Here is a 15,220-nt window from a genome sequence, read left to right on the forward strand (position 1 = left end):
AAATCAAGTGATTGTCCCATTGATACTCTGTCTTGGTTACAGCCTGGATTCCATCCGCTGAAACAGTGCTTATATACCCCTGCCCTGATGTTAGAACCAACCCTTTTGCCCCAGGTGCAACGCCGCAAACATCAAATTGACCCAACGCCGTTGTGTGCCCAGACCTTAGATCGTGTAGCAGCGCGACGTTTCCCCTTGGAGAGGTCGCGACCAAGTTCTGCCCGTCCGATGAGAACGCAATACTGCCAATATATCCTTGTAAATCAATATGAAAGGGCGCTGTCGGCAGCTTTGACAATGCACCGCCCTGCCTATGAGTGAACATCAACGGGACGTCTGATTTGGCACCTTGCCATTGGCATCCAACAGCAACCAAACCATCGGCGCGTACCGACAGATGCCGAATCGACGCTTTTTGCATGTTGGCTGGCAAACGGGCTTGCTCTCGCAGTGTTCCGTCTTGCGAAAGATAGCTGAGATTGGGGTGCATTGTGGCAATGTTCAGCTTGGCGCGACCGCTGTCAGGATGGGTTTCGATGCCGCCGTTTGCCACCACAAGCGTTTGGTCATCCGGCATAAGTTTTAAATCATGCGCCCCCACACCACCCGAAAAAAACTCTGCAATGCGCCGGTATCCTGCCTGCACATCCCAGACCCCGATCTTGCCCTCTGCCCTTTCAAAATCGTTTTCGGTTGTGAACAACAAACGCCCATCAGCAGAAAACACACCATGCCCATAAAAATGACGACCAGGTGGCGCAAATATCCTCTGGGAAACCTCGCTGCTTGAACAATCTAGAACCAAGGCAAATGTGCCAGGCCGGCGGGCAAATGCCACCGCATGGGGACGCGTGGGATGTGCCGCAGCGGCGTGCCCGCGCGCAGGTAACGCAACCTCAAAAAGGGGCGCAGCTTGGGCACTCAACCCAACCAAGGTATATCGCCCGTCTGATCGTCTCGCCGCGCTCAGGTAAGCAGGATTACCAACATCTGCCCAACTTGTAAGCGGAAAGGTCGCCACCGCCCCAAGACCCGCCAGAAAGCTGCGCCGCGAAGTCATCTAGTCACCATCCAATGAGTTAAATCCCGCAGAAACGCCCAATGCCGGTGCCAGCTCGTACGTTACAATTTCGCGTATGCGGTCGACAGATTGACGCAACACATCGACCCTAAACCGCCCTGCAGGGTCCGCAACCCCGGCAAATTCTGGATCATTTAGGTCAATTGATAATTCTAACGACCGCTCAAATGCGGCCTGCAAAGATTTTGCAATCTGCGGCTCGCCCCCTGAAAGCAACAACGCCAAATCATAAGTTGCCTCAAGAGACAGGGTCACATGGCGCAGAGATCGCTTTGACCTTCGGGCTTCGGCGCGGTTTGGGCGAGGGCGTTCAAAGCTGCCAAGCGGGCGGCCCAGACGTGCCTCAGATGTAAATTGCAGCCCCGCATGAAGCGCTTTGAAAATCTCGCGCAAAGAGTCCTCTTCTGTTTGATAAATGCTGCTTTCCGCTGGATTGCGCAAAACACTTTGATAGCTTTGCCAACCCCAATTTATCGCGGTCGCATTCCGACGTATCTCTTGGGTAAGGGCCTGTACCAAATCACAGCGATAATCCGCCGTGGCTTGTGTTTGAAACGCCGGGTCAAACAACAAAAACTCCAAGGCATAAAGCCCGCGAACTGCGATAGACAGCGTTTTAAACTCTGCCGGGTCATAAATCGCTGGATCAAGATCGCGCAGCAGCGCATTCAAACCTTTGGCGGTGAACCCTTTGGTATCCGGCCAGAATGCAATGGCAAACGCCCGATCTTCCTCTTCACTTGGACCTATGCGCAAATGACTTGCCAAAACCCATGCGTCAAAAGCTTGCGCATAAGCTGCACGCAGTTCGGGTGCGTCTGGCGCGCAATACATGGTGGCCACATCATGCAGAGTTGTGGCTTGTCTGGCCAATGTATCAAACGCAGGCAGCACATGCTGATCCAGCGCCTGTGATACGGTGTTTTCAGCGGCAAAGCTGGGCTTTGCTGCCAAAAGAATGATCCCCAATACCAGTTTTAACATCAAAGGCTTTCCAAAAAGCGGATCAGTGCAGCACGATCCTTGGCCGGCATTCTCACTACCGCATCACGTTGATCCTGTGCCTCGCCGCCATGCCACAAAACGGCCTCTAAAAGGTTACGTGCGCGTCCATCATGTAAAAAGTAAGTGTGCCCTGACACCTGCTCTGTCAGCCCAATGCCCCATAACGGCGGTGTGCGCCATTCCGTGCCGGTCGCGCGCGCCTCGGGGCGATGATCTGCAAGGTCAGGCCCCATATCGTGCAACAGCAAGTCCGTGTATGGCCATATCAACTGAAAGCTTTGCTCTGGCTGGTCCTGCAATCGATGCGTGACATGACTCGGCTGATGGCACAACACACATCCTGTGGCATAGAAGATTTCTTTGCCGCGCAGCACCTGCGGGTCATCTATGTTGCGGCGCGCGGGCACACCCAGATTTCGGCTATAGAAAACGGTAAGGTCCAAGCTTTCCTGATCGATCTCAAAAACCCGATCATCCTGATCGCCGTGTGGGGCATTCAGGCAGTGCACCTGCCGTTCAGTGCATTCCCCATGCGGGGCCGGGAAAAGCGGATTAGAGATACCGATATCGCCGGCAAATGCCCCGGCAGATTGCTGCATGACCGTTGGATTTCCAGCCTTTTGACCGAAGCGACCCAACATTGGCATGTCATATTCAACTGACCAAACCACATTCGCTCTGCCGGAAATACCGTCCTGATCCGCGTCGTTTGGATCAGCCAAAGACAAGATATCGGCTGCCGGGATCGCTTCGAGCAAGCCAAGTCCAATCATCTGAGGAGCAACGCGCGGCGACAACATGGCGTCAGGGTGCAGCGGACCATAACCTAGGTCTGCGGCTTTATATGTAGGGTGTCGCAGGCTGGCCGTCTCTCCACCAGACAAAGCCAACGCAACCTCTTTATAGTCGATCTCTAGTCGATATTCAGCCGGCACTTCTGCAAGCGAGCTGTCTTGCAATTGCGTGCCATAGTTTGGGTCAGGCGCCGTCGCGAGATAATCTTGGATTTCTTCAATCATGTGCTCTGAGCCACCGGGAATAGAAACCCGCAGGAACATTGACACCGCATTATCCAAAGCATTTTCAGGAGGGTGTCCCCGTCCGTCTTTGATATGGCATCTTTGGCAAGAGCGCGCGTTATAGATTGGCCCAAGACCATCAGAAGCCAGCGTTGATGAAGGTGCGCTGACCCAAATCTTACGAAAGAACCCGTTGCCTACTTTGAAGTCCAATTCTTTGTCAAAACTGATATTGGCAGATGGTTCTGAAAAAGCATTCGCGTCTTTGCGCGCGCGCACTGTGGCTGCTCCGGCGCTGTTTTCTTCAAATTGTTGAGGGCGTAAAAAGTCTACTGGCATTGCCGTAGTTGCCAAAATGCGGATTCTTTCCGCGTCGCTTCGAGGGATGATATTCAAATGTGGTTCATCCAGTGGCCCTGATAGAACTGCCGTGGCAGAACCTGCCAAGGTGGCTGCGCACAATATGCGGTACATGCTAGAATTCCTTGCTTAAACCGTGGCGCGCATCCCGCCACGGTTGCTCTCAAATAATGCTTAGTTGAAAACAGCTTTCGGATTGTCCAAGGATTCCGACCCCTCAAACTCGACCCCATCCAGATCCAGCGCAGACACAATGCGTTCGATGGATTTGGTTTGATCAATCAGGCCGTTCACGCCGCCCATAATCAGCGCTTCACCGGCTTGATTGCCACGTTCAAGCATCTGATCATAAGAAAACCCAGCTTCTGCCGCTGTCTTGATCGCACCCAGTGCTTTCATCGTTGTGAATAGTTTATGCTTCATCTCTGCGTCCAAATCTGCGTTTGTAGCGGAGACCAAATCAGACAAAGACGCGCCCGACACAACCGTGCCGTCGATGCGTGTATATGAGCCGAAATAGACATTTTGCACGCCCAAACCATCGTAATAGTGACTGTTATGGGTATTGTCAGAGAAGCAATCATGCTCTTCTTCGGGGTCATTTAGCATCAGGCCAAGGCGCATGCGTTCGCCAGCCTGTTCGCCATAAGACAAAGATCCCATACCTGTCAGCATCGCCACGATTCCCGCCCCTGGATGGGCAAGAACTTCGGTTCTTGCAGCGCCGCCTTCAGCCCATTGCGCGGTCATCCACGCGAGGTCTGAAACCAAAAGCTCTGTAACCGCCTCAAGATAGTCTGCGCGCCGATCACAATTCCCACCGGTGCAGGCCTCTGCGGATGCATAGTCGGTCCATGGCCGCGCGCCCGCGCCAACGTCATGTCCGTTCAGGTCCTGACCCCAAAGCAAAAATTCAATGGCGTGGTATCCGGTGGCCACGTTGGCTTCGACACCATCTGCTTCTTGCAGCGTATTTTCCAACAAGGTCGGCGTGATTTGCATGGCGTTAACCGTTTTTCCACCTAAGATGAATTCAGCATTCGCAATCACATTTAACGCTGCGACAGCATTTTCATCAGTTGCCCCGCCGTAGGCCGCATCAACATAGTCAATCAGTCCCTCATCCAGAGGCCACGCGTTCACTTTCCCTTCCCAGTCATCAACAATGGCGTTGCCAAAGCGGTACACTTCGGTTTGCTGGTATGGCACTCGGGCCGAAATCCAGGCTTGTTTGGCGGCAGCAAGGTTTGTCGCTGACGGCGATGCAATCAAGCGATCAACCGCTGTTTGCAATCGTTTTGCAGTGGTCAAACTGTCAGCGTATTTTGCTTCTGCAATGTTGGCATAGTTCGTAAGAACCGATTTTTGGGTGCTGTTGTCAGCGGCGGATGCGCTTGCACCCATCATCAAAAGCGCAATGCCTGAAGAAATGATTTTCATGAGATTTGTCCTGATTTGATTTGTTCGAACGCCTGCGTATTGCCAGGAACGTCGATCACTTTTGGAATTCTCGCCTGAATAGGCCTGCGACGGGTTTCCATCTGAATTCACACATTTTCGGCGCACCATTTAATTGTAGAAACTTGACTATTTTGAACCTGGCACAATAACTGACTAAAACAGTAATGTTAGTCAACCCGATAAATTTAGTCAGGTTAATTTCTTGGAAATTCTGAAAGGTTTGGATGTTGCCGACATCATATTCTATGAAGGAAAAGCAGATAGATTGGGACACTATGATTATTGATAGCCATCAGCATTTTTGGCAGCTTTCTAGAGGCGATTACCCTTGGCCCGACGAATCTGTCATGCCGATTTTTCGCGACTTCGGCCCAAACGATCTGAAACCACTTTTGGCTGAAACAGGGGTCAAAGGTACGGTCTTGGTTCAAGCCACTGACACAGCGGCAGAAACCGAATTTCTATTGCGTTTGGCGGGGAAAACCGACTTTGTTTGTGGCGTTGTTGGATGGTTGGATTTTTCCAGCGAAGACGTCGTTGAAACAATTGATCGGTTGCGCTCTAATTTTGCTCTAAAGGGCTTTCGGCCGATGTTGCAAAACATAGAGAAAACTGATTGGATCTTGCAGGATGCACAGAAAATTGGCCTTTCCCACATGGAAAAAAATCGCCTTTGCTTTGATGCTCTCATTCAGCCACGCCATCTGTCAACGCTGAACCAGCTTGCCAAACGCTACCCTGATCTACCTATTGTGATAGACCATGTTGCCAAACCAAAACCTGAGAAAAACCATTTACCGCCAGAGACTTGGATGAATGGCATAAAGGCCTTGGCAACGCGCCAGAACGTATTTTGCAAGCTGTCTGGCATGGTAACCGAAATCGGCACCGACTGGACCTATGATGATGTTGCGCCAACTGCAGACTTCATCCTTGCGACCTTTGGAAGTGACCGGGTGATGTTCGGCAGCGATTGGCCAGTGGTCAATCTGGCCAGCGATTACGCGACCTGGTGGCAAACAGTTCAAAAGCTGATTGCGCCGCTATCGCCAAGCCAAAAGCAAGCCGTGTTGGGTGGTAATGCCCAGCGCTTTTATCGGCTATAAATATCCCTGACCCGCACGCCCTGCGGGCCAGCACAAAACAAAAGCTACGCCTGCGCCAACCTCGGCATTTTCATAGGCTCAGACTGCAGCAAAGACTGTACCATACGGGTGAGAACGTCTGTTTTGAGATGCGCAGCATCTGGCGCGTCCCAAAGATTGTTCACTTCCCGAGGATCTTCTTTGAGATCAAAGAATTCGCCGTATTCTCCATGACGGTAAACCGATATTTTATAACGGTCTTCAATGTAACTGGTGACATGTGGCATCTCTGGATTGTGCCTGTTCTCGCAGATCGCGAATTTTCGTTCTGCAGGCCCCCGCCCAGTCCAAGCGTCAAGCTGAGAAAGCCCCTGCAAATCATCAGGCCGTTCTTGTGTCGCGGCCTCGATAAAGGTGGGCGTAAGATCTACCAGGCTTTGGATGTCATCGCTAACTTTGCCTGCGGCAACCCTTCCGGGCCAGCGGACAATAAAGGGCACCTTTAGCATATCTTCATAGTGAAAGGGGCCTTTGGCAACCAAACCATGCTGCCCCAGAAAATGACCGTGATCTGTGGTGAAAACTATCAAAGTGTCTTCGGCCAAATTCAGATCATCCAGTTTATCCAAGATGCGTCCAACTTCACGATCCAGAAAACTCATCATGCCATAATAGACAGCCATATCTTTCTTAAGCGCCTCTGCGTCATAGAGATGGCTTGCACAACCGTGTGCTTCATGCGGCACGTGCCAATTGGCAAAATCAGGGTTCTCTTGCTGTGTCATCGCAAAGTGCGGCGCGTTCAATTCATGTTCGCCGGCCACCATTTTGCCCGGTTCCATATCTTCGGGATCATACATAGTGGCCCAGGGTTCAGGCACCGTATAAGGCGGGTGTGGATCAGGAAAAGATGTCCACAGGAAAAACGGCTGATCTGCCTCTGCGGCCTCTTGGATAAACGCAACAGAACGTTCGCCGATCCAAGGGGTATAGTGCAAGTCTTCGGGAAGCGACCACGCGCGAGATTCACGCGCCCAATATGGGGCATTTTTTGCCATTTCAGGTGCTTTGGCAGAAGTTTCTCCGGGCAAGGGCTGAAAATATTCTCGCCAATCCGTCAGACCTCGGTCCTCCATCCAGGCCGCGTAATGCTGGCCCACATGAGCCTCATCCGCGTGATTTCGAGCCAATTCAATATGATCAAATCCATAATACGGCCCATGAAAGTCACGCCAGAAATCCAAGTCTCTTAGGACGGGTTGTTTTTCCAGACTGTCTCCGGCCAAAGGTTGAAAATGCGCTTTGCCAACTAAACCGGTGCGATACCCCGCTTGGCTAAGCACCGACCCAACGGTTGGCACATCTTCTGACAATTTCACGCCTATTGTCCAAGCACCATGATGTGACGGGTATAGGCCTGTCACAATGCTTGCCCGGGAAGGAGTGCAAACAGGGCTTGGGCAATAGGCGCGATCGAACCGCGTGCCCTCACAACACAATCGGTCGATATTCGGCGTTTTGATTTTGTCGTTCACAGTGCCTAGGGCCGTGAAGTGCTGTTGATCTGTGGTGATCAGTAAGATGTTGGGACGTTTGGTCATAATCTAACCCTTCACCGCACCGGCAAGGCCGTTGATGAAATAGCGTTGCAATAAGATAAACAGCACGACAATCGGCAAAATCGAAATGGTTGCTGCGGCCGCCATGCCTGTCCAGTCGATGATCTGTTCACCCTTGAATGCATAAATGCCTACAGACAGGGTGCGGATCGCCGGATTAGCCAAAGTGATGACCAGCGGTAATAGAAAATCATTCCAGGCATGCAACACTTGCATGATCACCACAGTGACCACCATTGGCATTGCCAGAGGCAGCATCACGTACCAAAAGGTTTGCAGAAAACTGACCCCATCGACGCGCGCAGCTTCTTCCAACTCGTTTGGAAGCTGACTAAAATATCCAGCAAATAACACGACGAAAATCACCATCGCATGGCCCGAAGTCGCCAAGGTAAGCCCCAGCAAATTTGACGACAATCCAAGCGCCGACAGCAGCTCGAAGATCGGAATAATGGTAAAGCCCTGCGGGATAAAAACGGTCGCAACAAACGCGATGAAAATCGGCGTACGACCAGGAAATTTATAGCGCCCCAGAACATAGCCCAACATTGCCGTACAGACCGTGACGATAACAACAGAGCCCAGCGTTACCATTAAAGTGTTGAGGAAATACTGGCCCATATGAGCTTCGGTCCAGGCGCGGCTGTAGTTATCCCAGGCCCAGGACTGCGGCACCAATCCAGGGTTTCCAAAAATTTCCGTGTTGGATTTCAAGCTTGTCGAAACCATCCAGACAAAGGGATAGATCCAGATCAAACACAGACAGGTCAGAACAAACGAGGTCACAGCCACAGCGCGGGTTGGCCGATGATCGCCATAGATCCAGCGCTTTGGGTTAAGCAGTTTTATCATTCTGAAATTCCCTTTGCGCTGCGCGTTTTTCGCGTCACGATGCTTTGGACAGCGGTCAAGGTGAGCACCACCGCACCAAAGAAAACGCCCGCAGCAGCCGCATACCCCAGCCTTGGAATAGAGCCGTCCCCCGTCGCAAAGGCGGTGCGGTAGATAAATATCTCCATGACTTCAGACGAGAAGAAAGGCCCGCCATTGGTCATCGCCATGATCAAAGGAAATACGTTTAGCGCCCCAACCGCGGAGATCAGCAAAATCGCTAGGGCAAATGGCAAGATAATCGGCAGAACGACATGATAGAGAAGGCGCGCGCGCTTACAATTGTCCAAACGCGCAGCATCATACACCTCTTCGGGCACAGTTTGCAGCGCGGCCAGCCAATAGATCATTGTGATGCCAAGCCACTTCCAAACGTAAACCCCGATGACGGATGGCATGACAGTATCTGCGCTGCCAAGGAAATCGACCGGACGGGAAATAAGCCCCAAATCCAACAAAATACCATTTACCGGACCGTTGAAAGGGCTCAGCAGAAATGTCCAAACAATGCCGATGACAGCTACGGGTGTCACTACCGGCAGAAAAATCATGGTCCGGAAAAAGCTCGACATTTTCAGCAGCTGATTGTTTAGCAGAACCGCCACCACAAGCGAGAGCGCCATTTGCAACGGCACGGTACCCAGCAGGAATAAGAGCGAGCGACCAAACGCGTCCCAAAAGATTGGGTCTGTGAACAGTTTTACAAAGTTCCCCAATCCGACAAACACTTTGGCCGAATTGAAACCCGACCAATCGTGAAGGGCGAAATACATGGATGCTACGATGGGGTAGAAAACGAACATGCCGCCCAGGATCAGGCCCGGCAATATCATCAAATATTGGTAACGATACTGGCGCAGAATTTGCAACATAGTTTAGGGCCTTATTAAGGTCGGGTCGGCGCAAGGTGCCGACCCGATTAGCTTAGTAATCCGCCGCGCCGAAATCGACGTTTGGATTCCAATTCGCAAAGACCAAATCAGATCGGTCAACGCTTGCACCCTGAGATTTTGCCGAGGCAAAGGCCGCATCCAAAGAGGCGTTGTAACGGTCTTTCAGTGCCTTCATTTCTTTTTCCACGCCCTTTAGCTGGCCAGAAACCAGCCCCTGAACTGTGCGCGCAAAGTTGATCTCTGGGGCCTGAAAACCGGCGATAACCTTTGTCAGATCACCATTGCGAACAACCGGGTTTGGTCCAACACGGATTTGATCATTGAACATATTCAACGCTGCTTTGGCGCGCGGTGACATATCTGCACCGGCAATCGCATCTGGGAAGATTGGCGGATCACCAGCGCCAACGATATTGGCCCAGGCGGTTTGCCCCTCGGTTGTGCCAAGATAGTGGAAGATATCGCCGACAATGCCGCCATTCTGCGACCCTTTGAATACCCACATGGTATTTTGTGGCGCGGCACCTTGGCCAATTGTCAGTTTCCCTACGGGCCCAGAGTCAGGCACTGGCCCGCTGGACACTCCAAAATCAAATTCAGGATTTGAACCTTCCCAGCCTGGGATATTCCAAGGGCCCTGCAAGATCATGCCCGCTGCACCTTGCGGCATATATGCGCGCGCTTGCGGCGCATTCATGCTCATGATGCCAGGGAAGATGCTGCCATCAGCCTGCATGGCGATCAACAGCTCTACTGCAGCAATATATTGATCACTATCAAAGACATAGTCACCTGTGCGGAAATCAATATCCGCCTCGATTACGCTGTCTCCACCCGCGCTAGCACCAGCCATGCGGCCCATATTGCGCACGGTTTGTGCCCACCGCCCAAGCTGAGAGCCACCGATGATAAAGCCAAAATAGCGACCTTTGCCGGCTTCGGTGATTTTCGCTGCGGCATCGCGGAATCCGGTCCATGTCAAAGGCTTATCTTCGGGATCATATCCCGCCGCCTCTAGGTAGGCTTTGTTGTACAATAAATGCGTGCCATAGCGCTTGTTTGACGTGAACGGTAACCCATAGGTTTTGCCGTCAAACATATTGATACCTGGCAAAAAGGCCCCATCTGGAAAACCAGCCTTCCACTCTTCGATATTAGGAATGAAATCGTCGTAAGGCTGAATCCAGCCCTGAGCGACGGCCTCGGCCGGATTAACGCTTTGCGGCAATGCAAATACATCGTGCGCCGAATTGTTTCTCACACCCAGCGGTACAACCTGTGCAATCTCTTTCCACGGCAACGCGTCATAGACCACATCAACTCCGCGATCTTTACTGTATTGCTCAAAGAACTGCTTAAAGAAGACAGCTTTCTGGTCGCCACTATCAATCCAACGGAACTTTGAGTCCTTTGCAATTGCATTGATCGCTTTCGGTAGCATTTCGGCGCTCGCAGGCCCGGCCAAAGCAGCAGCCCCCAGCGCTGCGGTTGAACCTTTGACAAACGCCCGGCGCGACATGTTCATAGATTTCGTAAAAGTCATTTCTTCCTCCCAGAAGGGGCACTCCTCTGCCCAAGATTTGAACAATATGCCCGAGGTGATGAATTAATAAAAGTTTACTTTTTTTCATTTTTGATTACAAAGCTTAATCATTATGCTCAGCAACCTCGAATCCATCGCCCGGTTTGTCACCATAGTCGAAGAAGGCACAATGCGCCGCGCCGCTGAACGGCGTGGTGTGACGCAAGCCGCCCTCACGCGCAGCCTAAAACTGCTGGAAGACAGTGTTGGTGCCGCATTGTTTGATCGTCGCGCACGTGGACTTCATCTGACGCAGATGGGGCACGAAGTTCTGCAGCAAGCCCGTCATTTGTTGCGAGAAGTTCAATTGTCAGAGGCTGAAATTCGCGCCCGCCATGCGGGAGAACGCGGCCTATTACGCTTGTCTGCGGCCCCTGTGTGGTTGTGGTCTGTGATCCCAAGTATCTTACCGCAGGTACACAAAACCTATCCAGGCTTGACCTTCGAACTCACCGCCCAAAACTATGAAGAAGCGATCCCTTTGCTGAAAAATGGCGAATGCGACGCCTTTTTCGGAGGCTTCCAAAAAGTGGAACCCCTGCCCTCTTTTCTAGTTAGAACGCCAATGTTTACCGCCCGTCTGGCCGTGGCCGCACGAAAGAGTCACCCGTTGATGCAACAAGATCAGGTGACCCTGCATGATTTGCTCAACTGCAACTGGATCTCGTTTCAAAACGATGTCGCCTATTTGGATACGCTAAATGCCATTATTCACCGCCAGACAGGTGAAACCATCAAAGCGGCGATCCACTGCGACTCGATGCTGCCAGCGCTAGAGCTATTGCGTCACGGGAACTATGTCTCTTTGCTACCAAGCAACTTCGTCAATCATCTTTACGGCGACGGAGTGGGAATCTTGAGTTTGAATATTGACGATATTTCTTTTCAATCAGGGCCAATCTATCGACGTGGCCTGAACAGCAATAGCGCGTTTAAGTTGCTTTTGGACTTGGCACAAAAACGCGTTTCAGACCTGGGTCTCGAAGATCCGTATTTGCCCGACAACCTCAGCAGGCCTCAGACCACTTAGGGCTAAACAGCGCGGATGGCCTGATCGATCGCTGCGCGCGCCACGGATTCGTCCTGTAGCGACGACGCGCCGGAAATTCCAACCGCACCCACCAATCGCCCGTGCTGGTTGACAAGCTCTCCACCCGGCTGCGGCGCGAAACCTTGGGGCGACAGAGCGGAAATTGCCGCCGAAAACCGATCTGGCAGGATGCCATTTTCAAATATCTCGAAAAGTTGACCGGTACTCATTCCCATGCCAATCGCAGCATTCGCTTTGGCTAATGCAATCGAATGGCGCAGCGAGCCCGCGTTGTCCTGTGCCAGCGAATACTTAATATTGCCCCCAGCGTCCAGAATCACAATTGCCAGCGAAAATATCCCCATTTTTTGTGCATGAGCCACTGCGCCGTCTGCAATTTTGCGTGCCAATTCAAGTTGCATCGCTTACCTCCCAGGCAGCCATACCAATAGATCCATAGCTATAAGATCGATGCAGTTGGCGCATCACTGCAGATCGGCGCGCACTGCAAACACCACAGATCACAATCAATGGCAAAAAATGTTCAGCGGTAGGGTGACTTGGAACATTGGGTTGATGTTCACTAAATCGCAACAATTCAGACCAGTTTTGCGACGCTAGAACATTTTCAACCCAATCGTCAAAATCTGTCGCCCATTTCGGAGGAAGTGTGCCTTCTGGCGCGATCCGTCGCAAATTATGGACCGTTGCGCCAGAGCCAATGACCAAAATATCCTGATCTGCAAGTGCTGCGAGCGCCTGACCAAGTTGAAAATGTTGCTCTGGCGACGCGGTGTGATCCAATGAAATTTGAACAACTGGCACGTCCGCCTTGGACAACATTAAACGCAAGGGGATCCACGCACCGTGATCTAACCCTCTGCGCGCGTCTTCTGTTGCTTTAAAACCAGCGTTGTCCAGCGCGGCTTTGGCCGCCGTAATCAACCAAGGTGCGGTACGCGCCGCGTACTGAATTTTGTGCAGTGCCGAGCCAAAACCGCCAAAATCATGAATCGTTTTCAGATCCGGGGCCGTGGTAATGCTCACCCCAATAGTTTCCCAATGCGCAGATATGATCACAATACCTTTGGGGCGCGAACGCTTCTTGAGGACTGTCGCCAAAAACTGTGCGGCCGGGATATCGCTGATTGCCAAATCAGGCGCACCATGTGGTAAAAACATTGCTGGCTGCATGATTACAATCCCAATGCTTGCAGGTCTGGACCGTCCGGTATCAACCCATTTGGATTTAGATCCTTTATCGAATAATACCCGGCTTTAATATGATCGATACGGACGGTTTCCCGTATTCCAGGGATTTCTAGTATCGTCTTTAAGAAACCCGACAGATTTGGATAGTCTGCAATGCGGCGACGATTGGTTTTGAATAAACCAACATATGCAGCGTCAAACCGGATCAAAGTCACGAACGCCCGCACATCAGCCTCTGTGAGCGTTGCTCCAAGCAAAAATTTGCGACCATCTGAAAGCCTTGCCTCAAGCACGTCAAGCATTTCGAATATGGCATGATTTGCCTCCTCATAGGCAAATTGAGTAGAGGCAAAGCCCGCCTTGTACACACCGTTGTTTAAGGCTCCATACAATTGGGTATTAAGCGTTTCGATGTCCTCCAAGAGGGTCTTTGGGCGCAGATCGATGCTGGGCGAAGCAAGATCTCCGAAACCAGAATTGAGAATTCGAACGATGTCTGCGCTTTCATTATTTATGATGCGCCCGGCCTGCTTGTCCCATAAAACCGGCACCGTTGCGCGACCAGAAACGTTTTGATCAGTGTGACTATAGAACTCGTGCACATAATTGGCGCCAATCAGAGTGTCGTGCGAATTTGCACCTAGAAAATCCCCAAATCGCCAACCTTGGTCCGACAAGCGCGGATCGACCACAGATACGGAAATGACACTTTCTAGCTTCTTAAGCGTCCGAACCATCAACGTGCGCGACGCCCAGGGACAGATATAGGCGACGATCAGATGATAACGATTGGCTTCGGCTGGCGAGGCCGATTGCCCCTCGGGTCCAGCTGAACCATCTGGCGTAATCCAGTCGCGAAAAACTGAATTCTGACGGACAAATCGCCCATCGACATCTGCGGACTGAATTGGTTGCCAATCCGCGTCCCACTTACCGTTCACTAGCATCGCATGCTTCCTTTATTGACCCCTGGTCAAATACATAGGCGATGCGCCCCATTCCTATAATATACCAATCTGTTGTTTCATTATAAACAAATCATTGATAATTATGAACTCAAAGCGTCGACAATGAAATCGACAAACACCCTTACCCGCGCCGACAAATGGCGATTTTCAAGGTACACTGCATAAATGCCAAGGCTTTCAGGCTGATATTCTTGAAGAATCGGGCAAAGCGCCCCTTCTGCGATGTCTGCAGCCACAACATAATATGGGCAAAGCATAACCCCCGAATTGCGCAACGCATAGCGACGGGCCGCGGCTGCGCTATTGACCTTCAGACGGCCTGTAACCTGAATGGTCTTTTCGCTCTTTGCATCCATTGGATCAGAAAACATCCAACGATCGCCAAGTCTATAATTCGAATCAATTATGCAGTCATGTCCAATCAAATCATCAGGCGTTGCTGGTTTTCCGTTGCGGGACAGGTAATTGGGGCTGGCGCAATACACCAGATCCGTCTCTGCAATTTTTTTGGCAACAAGCGAGGAATCTTCCAATTTACCAATACGGATCGCAACGTCGAAACCTTCGTCATTAAGGCTGGTGTGGCGGTCGGTCAGGTGCATATTGACCTGGACCTGAGGATAAGTGATTGCAAATTCTGCAACAATATCAGCTAGAAACAATTCGCCATACGTTGCAGGGGCGGTCAGTCTTAGCGAGCCCTTTGGGTCCAGATGATCTTGCTGCAAGCCCGCGGACAACTCGGAAAAATCATCCAGAAATTGTCGACTTTTTTCTAGATATGTTTCACCTGTTACCGTCATCCTGACATTGCGCGTCGACCGAATAAACAATTGTGTTCCAAGCCTATCTTCTAGGGTGCGCACATACTTGCTTACCAATTGGGGGGTCATTCCCAAACGCTGCGCCGCAGCTGTAAAGGACTTTGCATCCGCCACAGCAACATAGGTTTTCATAAGGTCAATGCGGTCCATATAATCAACATATTGTTGATTATCCTTAGAGAACACCCCC

The 15,220-nt window shown here is 51.4% G+C and carries 14 protein-coding genes; 2 read left to right on the forward strand and 12 right to left on the reverse strand.

Going from position 1 to position 15,220, the window contains the following annotated elements:
- The 4 genes from ABXG94_RS14675 to ABXG94_RS14690 all read right to left on the reverse strand — a co-directional run.
- Positions 1–1,060 (reverse strand): DUF1513 domain-containing protein (locus ABXG94_RS14675; protein ID WP_353535469.1); only part of this gene is annotated, 1,060 nt, incomplete at its 3' end.
- Positions 1,061–2,065: an imelysin family protein gene (locus tag ABXG94_RS14680; RefSeq protein WP_353535471.1), complete on the reverse strand. Its 1,005-nt coding sequence runs from the start codon at positions 2,063–2,065 to the stop codon at positions 1,061–1,063.
- Positions 2,065–3,579, reverse strand: a complete 1,515-nt coding sequence (locus tag ABXG94_RS14685) for a di-heme oxidoreductase family protein (RefSeq protein ID WP_353535472.1) — start codon at positions 3,577–3,579, stop codon at positions 2,065–2,067. The genes ABXG94_RS14680 and ABXG94_RS14685 overlap by 1 nt, the downstream gene beginning before the upstream one ends.
- Before the next feature lie 60 nt (positions 3,580–3,639).
- Positions 3,640–4,872, reverse strand: a complete 1,233-nt coding sequence (locus ABXG94_RS14690; protein WP_502901722.1) for an imelysin family protein — start codon at positions 4,870–4,872, stop codon at positions 3,640–3,642.
- A 329-nt stretch (positions 4,873–5,201) separates the two neighbouring features.
- Here ABXG94_RS14690 and ABXG94_RS14695 point away from each other — a divergent pair, with 329 nt between their 5' ends.
- Positions 5,202–6,032: an amidohydrolase family protein gene (locus ABXG94_RS14695; protein WP_353535475.1), complete on the forward strand. Its 831-nt coding sequence runs from the start codon at positions 5,202–5,204 to the stop codon at positions 6,030–6,032.
- Between the two features lie 44 nt (positions 6,033–6,076).
- On the opposite strand, the gene ABXG94_RS14700 is transcribed toward ABXG94_RS14695, so the two are convergent.
- The 4 genes from ABXG94_RS14700 to ABXG94_RS14715 are packed head-to-tail and all read right to left on the reverse strand — an operon-like array spanning position 6,077 to position 10,957.
- Entirely contained in the window at positions 6,077–7,612 is a 1,536-nt protein-coding gene (locus ABXG94_RS14700) for a sulfatase family protein (RefSeq protein WP_353535476.1), read from the reverse strand.
- A 3-nt stretch (positions 7,613–7,615) separates the two neighbouring features.
- Positions 7,616–8,482 (reverse strand): carbohydrate ABC transporter permease, encoded by an 867-nt coding sequence (locus ABXG94_RS14705; protein WP_353535477.1) that lies wholly within the window; start codon positions 8,480–8,482, stop codon positions 7,616–7,618.
- Complete coding sequence (locus ABXG94_RS14710) at positions 8,479–9,393, reverse strand: carbohydrate ABC transporter permease (protein WP_353535479.1); 915 nt, start codon at positions 9,391–9,393, stop codon at positions 8,479–8,481. The genes ABXG94_RS14705 and ABXG94_RS14710 overlap by 4 nt, the downstream gene beginning before the upstream one ends.
- Before the next feature lie 52 nt (positions 9,394–9,445).
- Complete coding sequence (locus tag ABXG94_RS14715; RefSeq protein ID WP_353535480.1) at positions 9,446–10,957, reverse strand: ABC transporter substrate-binding protein; 1,512 nt, start codon at positions 10,955–10,957, stop codon at positions 9,446–9,448.
- Between the two features lie 112 nt (positions 10,958–11,069).
- On the opposite strand from ABXG94_RS14715, the gene ABXG94_RS14720 reads away from it, so the two are divergent.
- Positions 11,070–12,026 carry a LysR family transcriptional regulator gene (locus tag ABXG94_RS14720; RefSeq protein WP_353535482.1) on the forward strand — a complete coding sequence of 319 codons (957 nt, stop codon included), beginning with the start codon at positions 11,070–11,072 and terminating at the stop codon, positions 12,024–12,026.
- 2 nt (positions 12,027–12,028) lie between these two features.
- Here ABXG94_RS14720 and ABXG94_RS14725 read toward each other — a convergent pair whose 3' ends face one another.
- From ABXG94_RS14725 to ABXG94_RS14740, 4 genes are all read right to left on the reverse strand, one after another.
- On the reverse strand, positions 12,029–12,448 hold the full coding sequence (locus tag ABXG94_RS14725; protein ID WP_353535483.1) for a GlcG/HbpS family heme-binding protein: 420 nt from the start codon (positions 12,446–12,448) through the stop codon (positions 12,029–12,031).
- Positions 12,438–13,220 carry a DODA-type extradiol aromatic ring-opening family dioxygenase gene (locus tag ABXG94_RS14730; RefSeq protein ID WP_353535484.1) on the reverse strand — a complete coding sequence of 261 codons (783 nt, stop codon included), beginning with the start codon at positions 13,218–13,220 and terminating at the stop codon, positions 12,438–12,440. The genes ABXG94_RS14725 and ABXG94_RS14730 overlap by 11 nt, the downstream gene beginning before the upstream one ends.
- A 2-nt stretch (positions 13,221–13,222) precedes the next feature.
- Entirely contained in the window at positions 13,223–14,185 is a 963-nt protein-coding gene (locus tag ABXG94_RS14735) for a glutathione S-transferase family protein (protein WP_353535486.1), read from the reverse strand.
- 101 nt (positions 14,186–14,286) lie between these two features.
- Positions 14,287–15,180: a LysR family transcriptional regulator gene (locus ABXG94_RS14740; RefSeq protein WP_353535487.1), complete on the reverse strand. Its 894-nt coding sequence runs from the start codon at positions 15,178–15,180 to the stop codon at positions 14,287–14,289.
- Positions 15,181–15,220 lie beyond the last annotated feature (40 nt).

It is taken from the genome of Cognatishimia sp. WU-CL00825 (assembly GCF_040364665.1).
Classification (GTDB): Bacteria; Pseudomonadota; Alphaproteobacteria; order Rhodobacterales; family Rhodobacteraceae; genus Cognatishimia.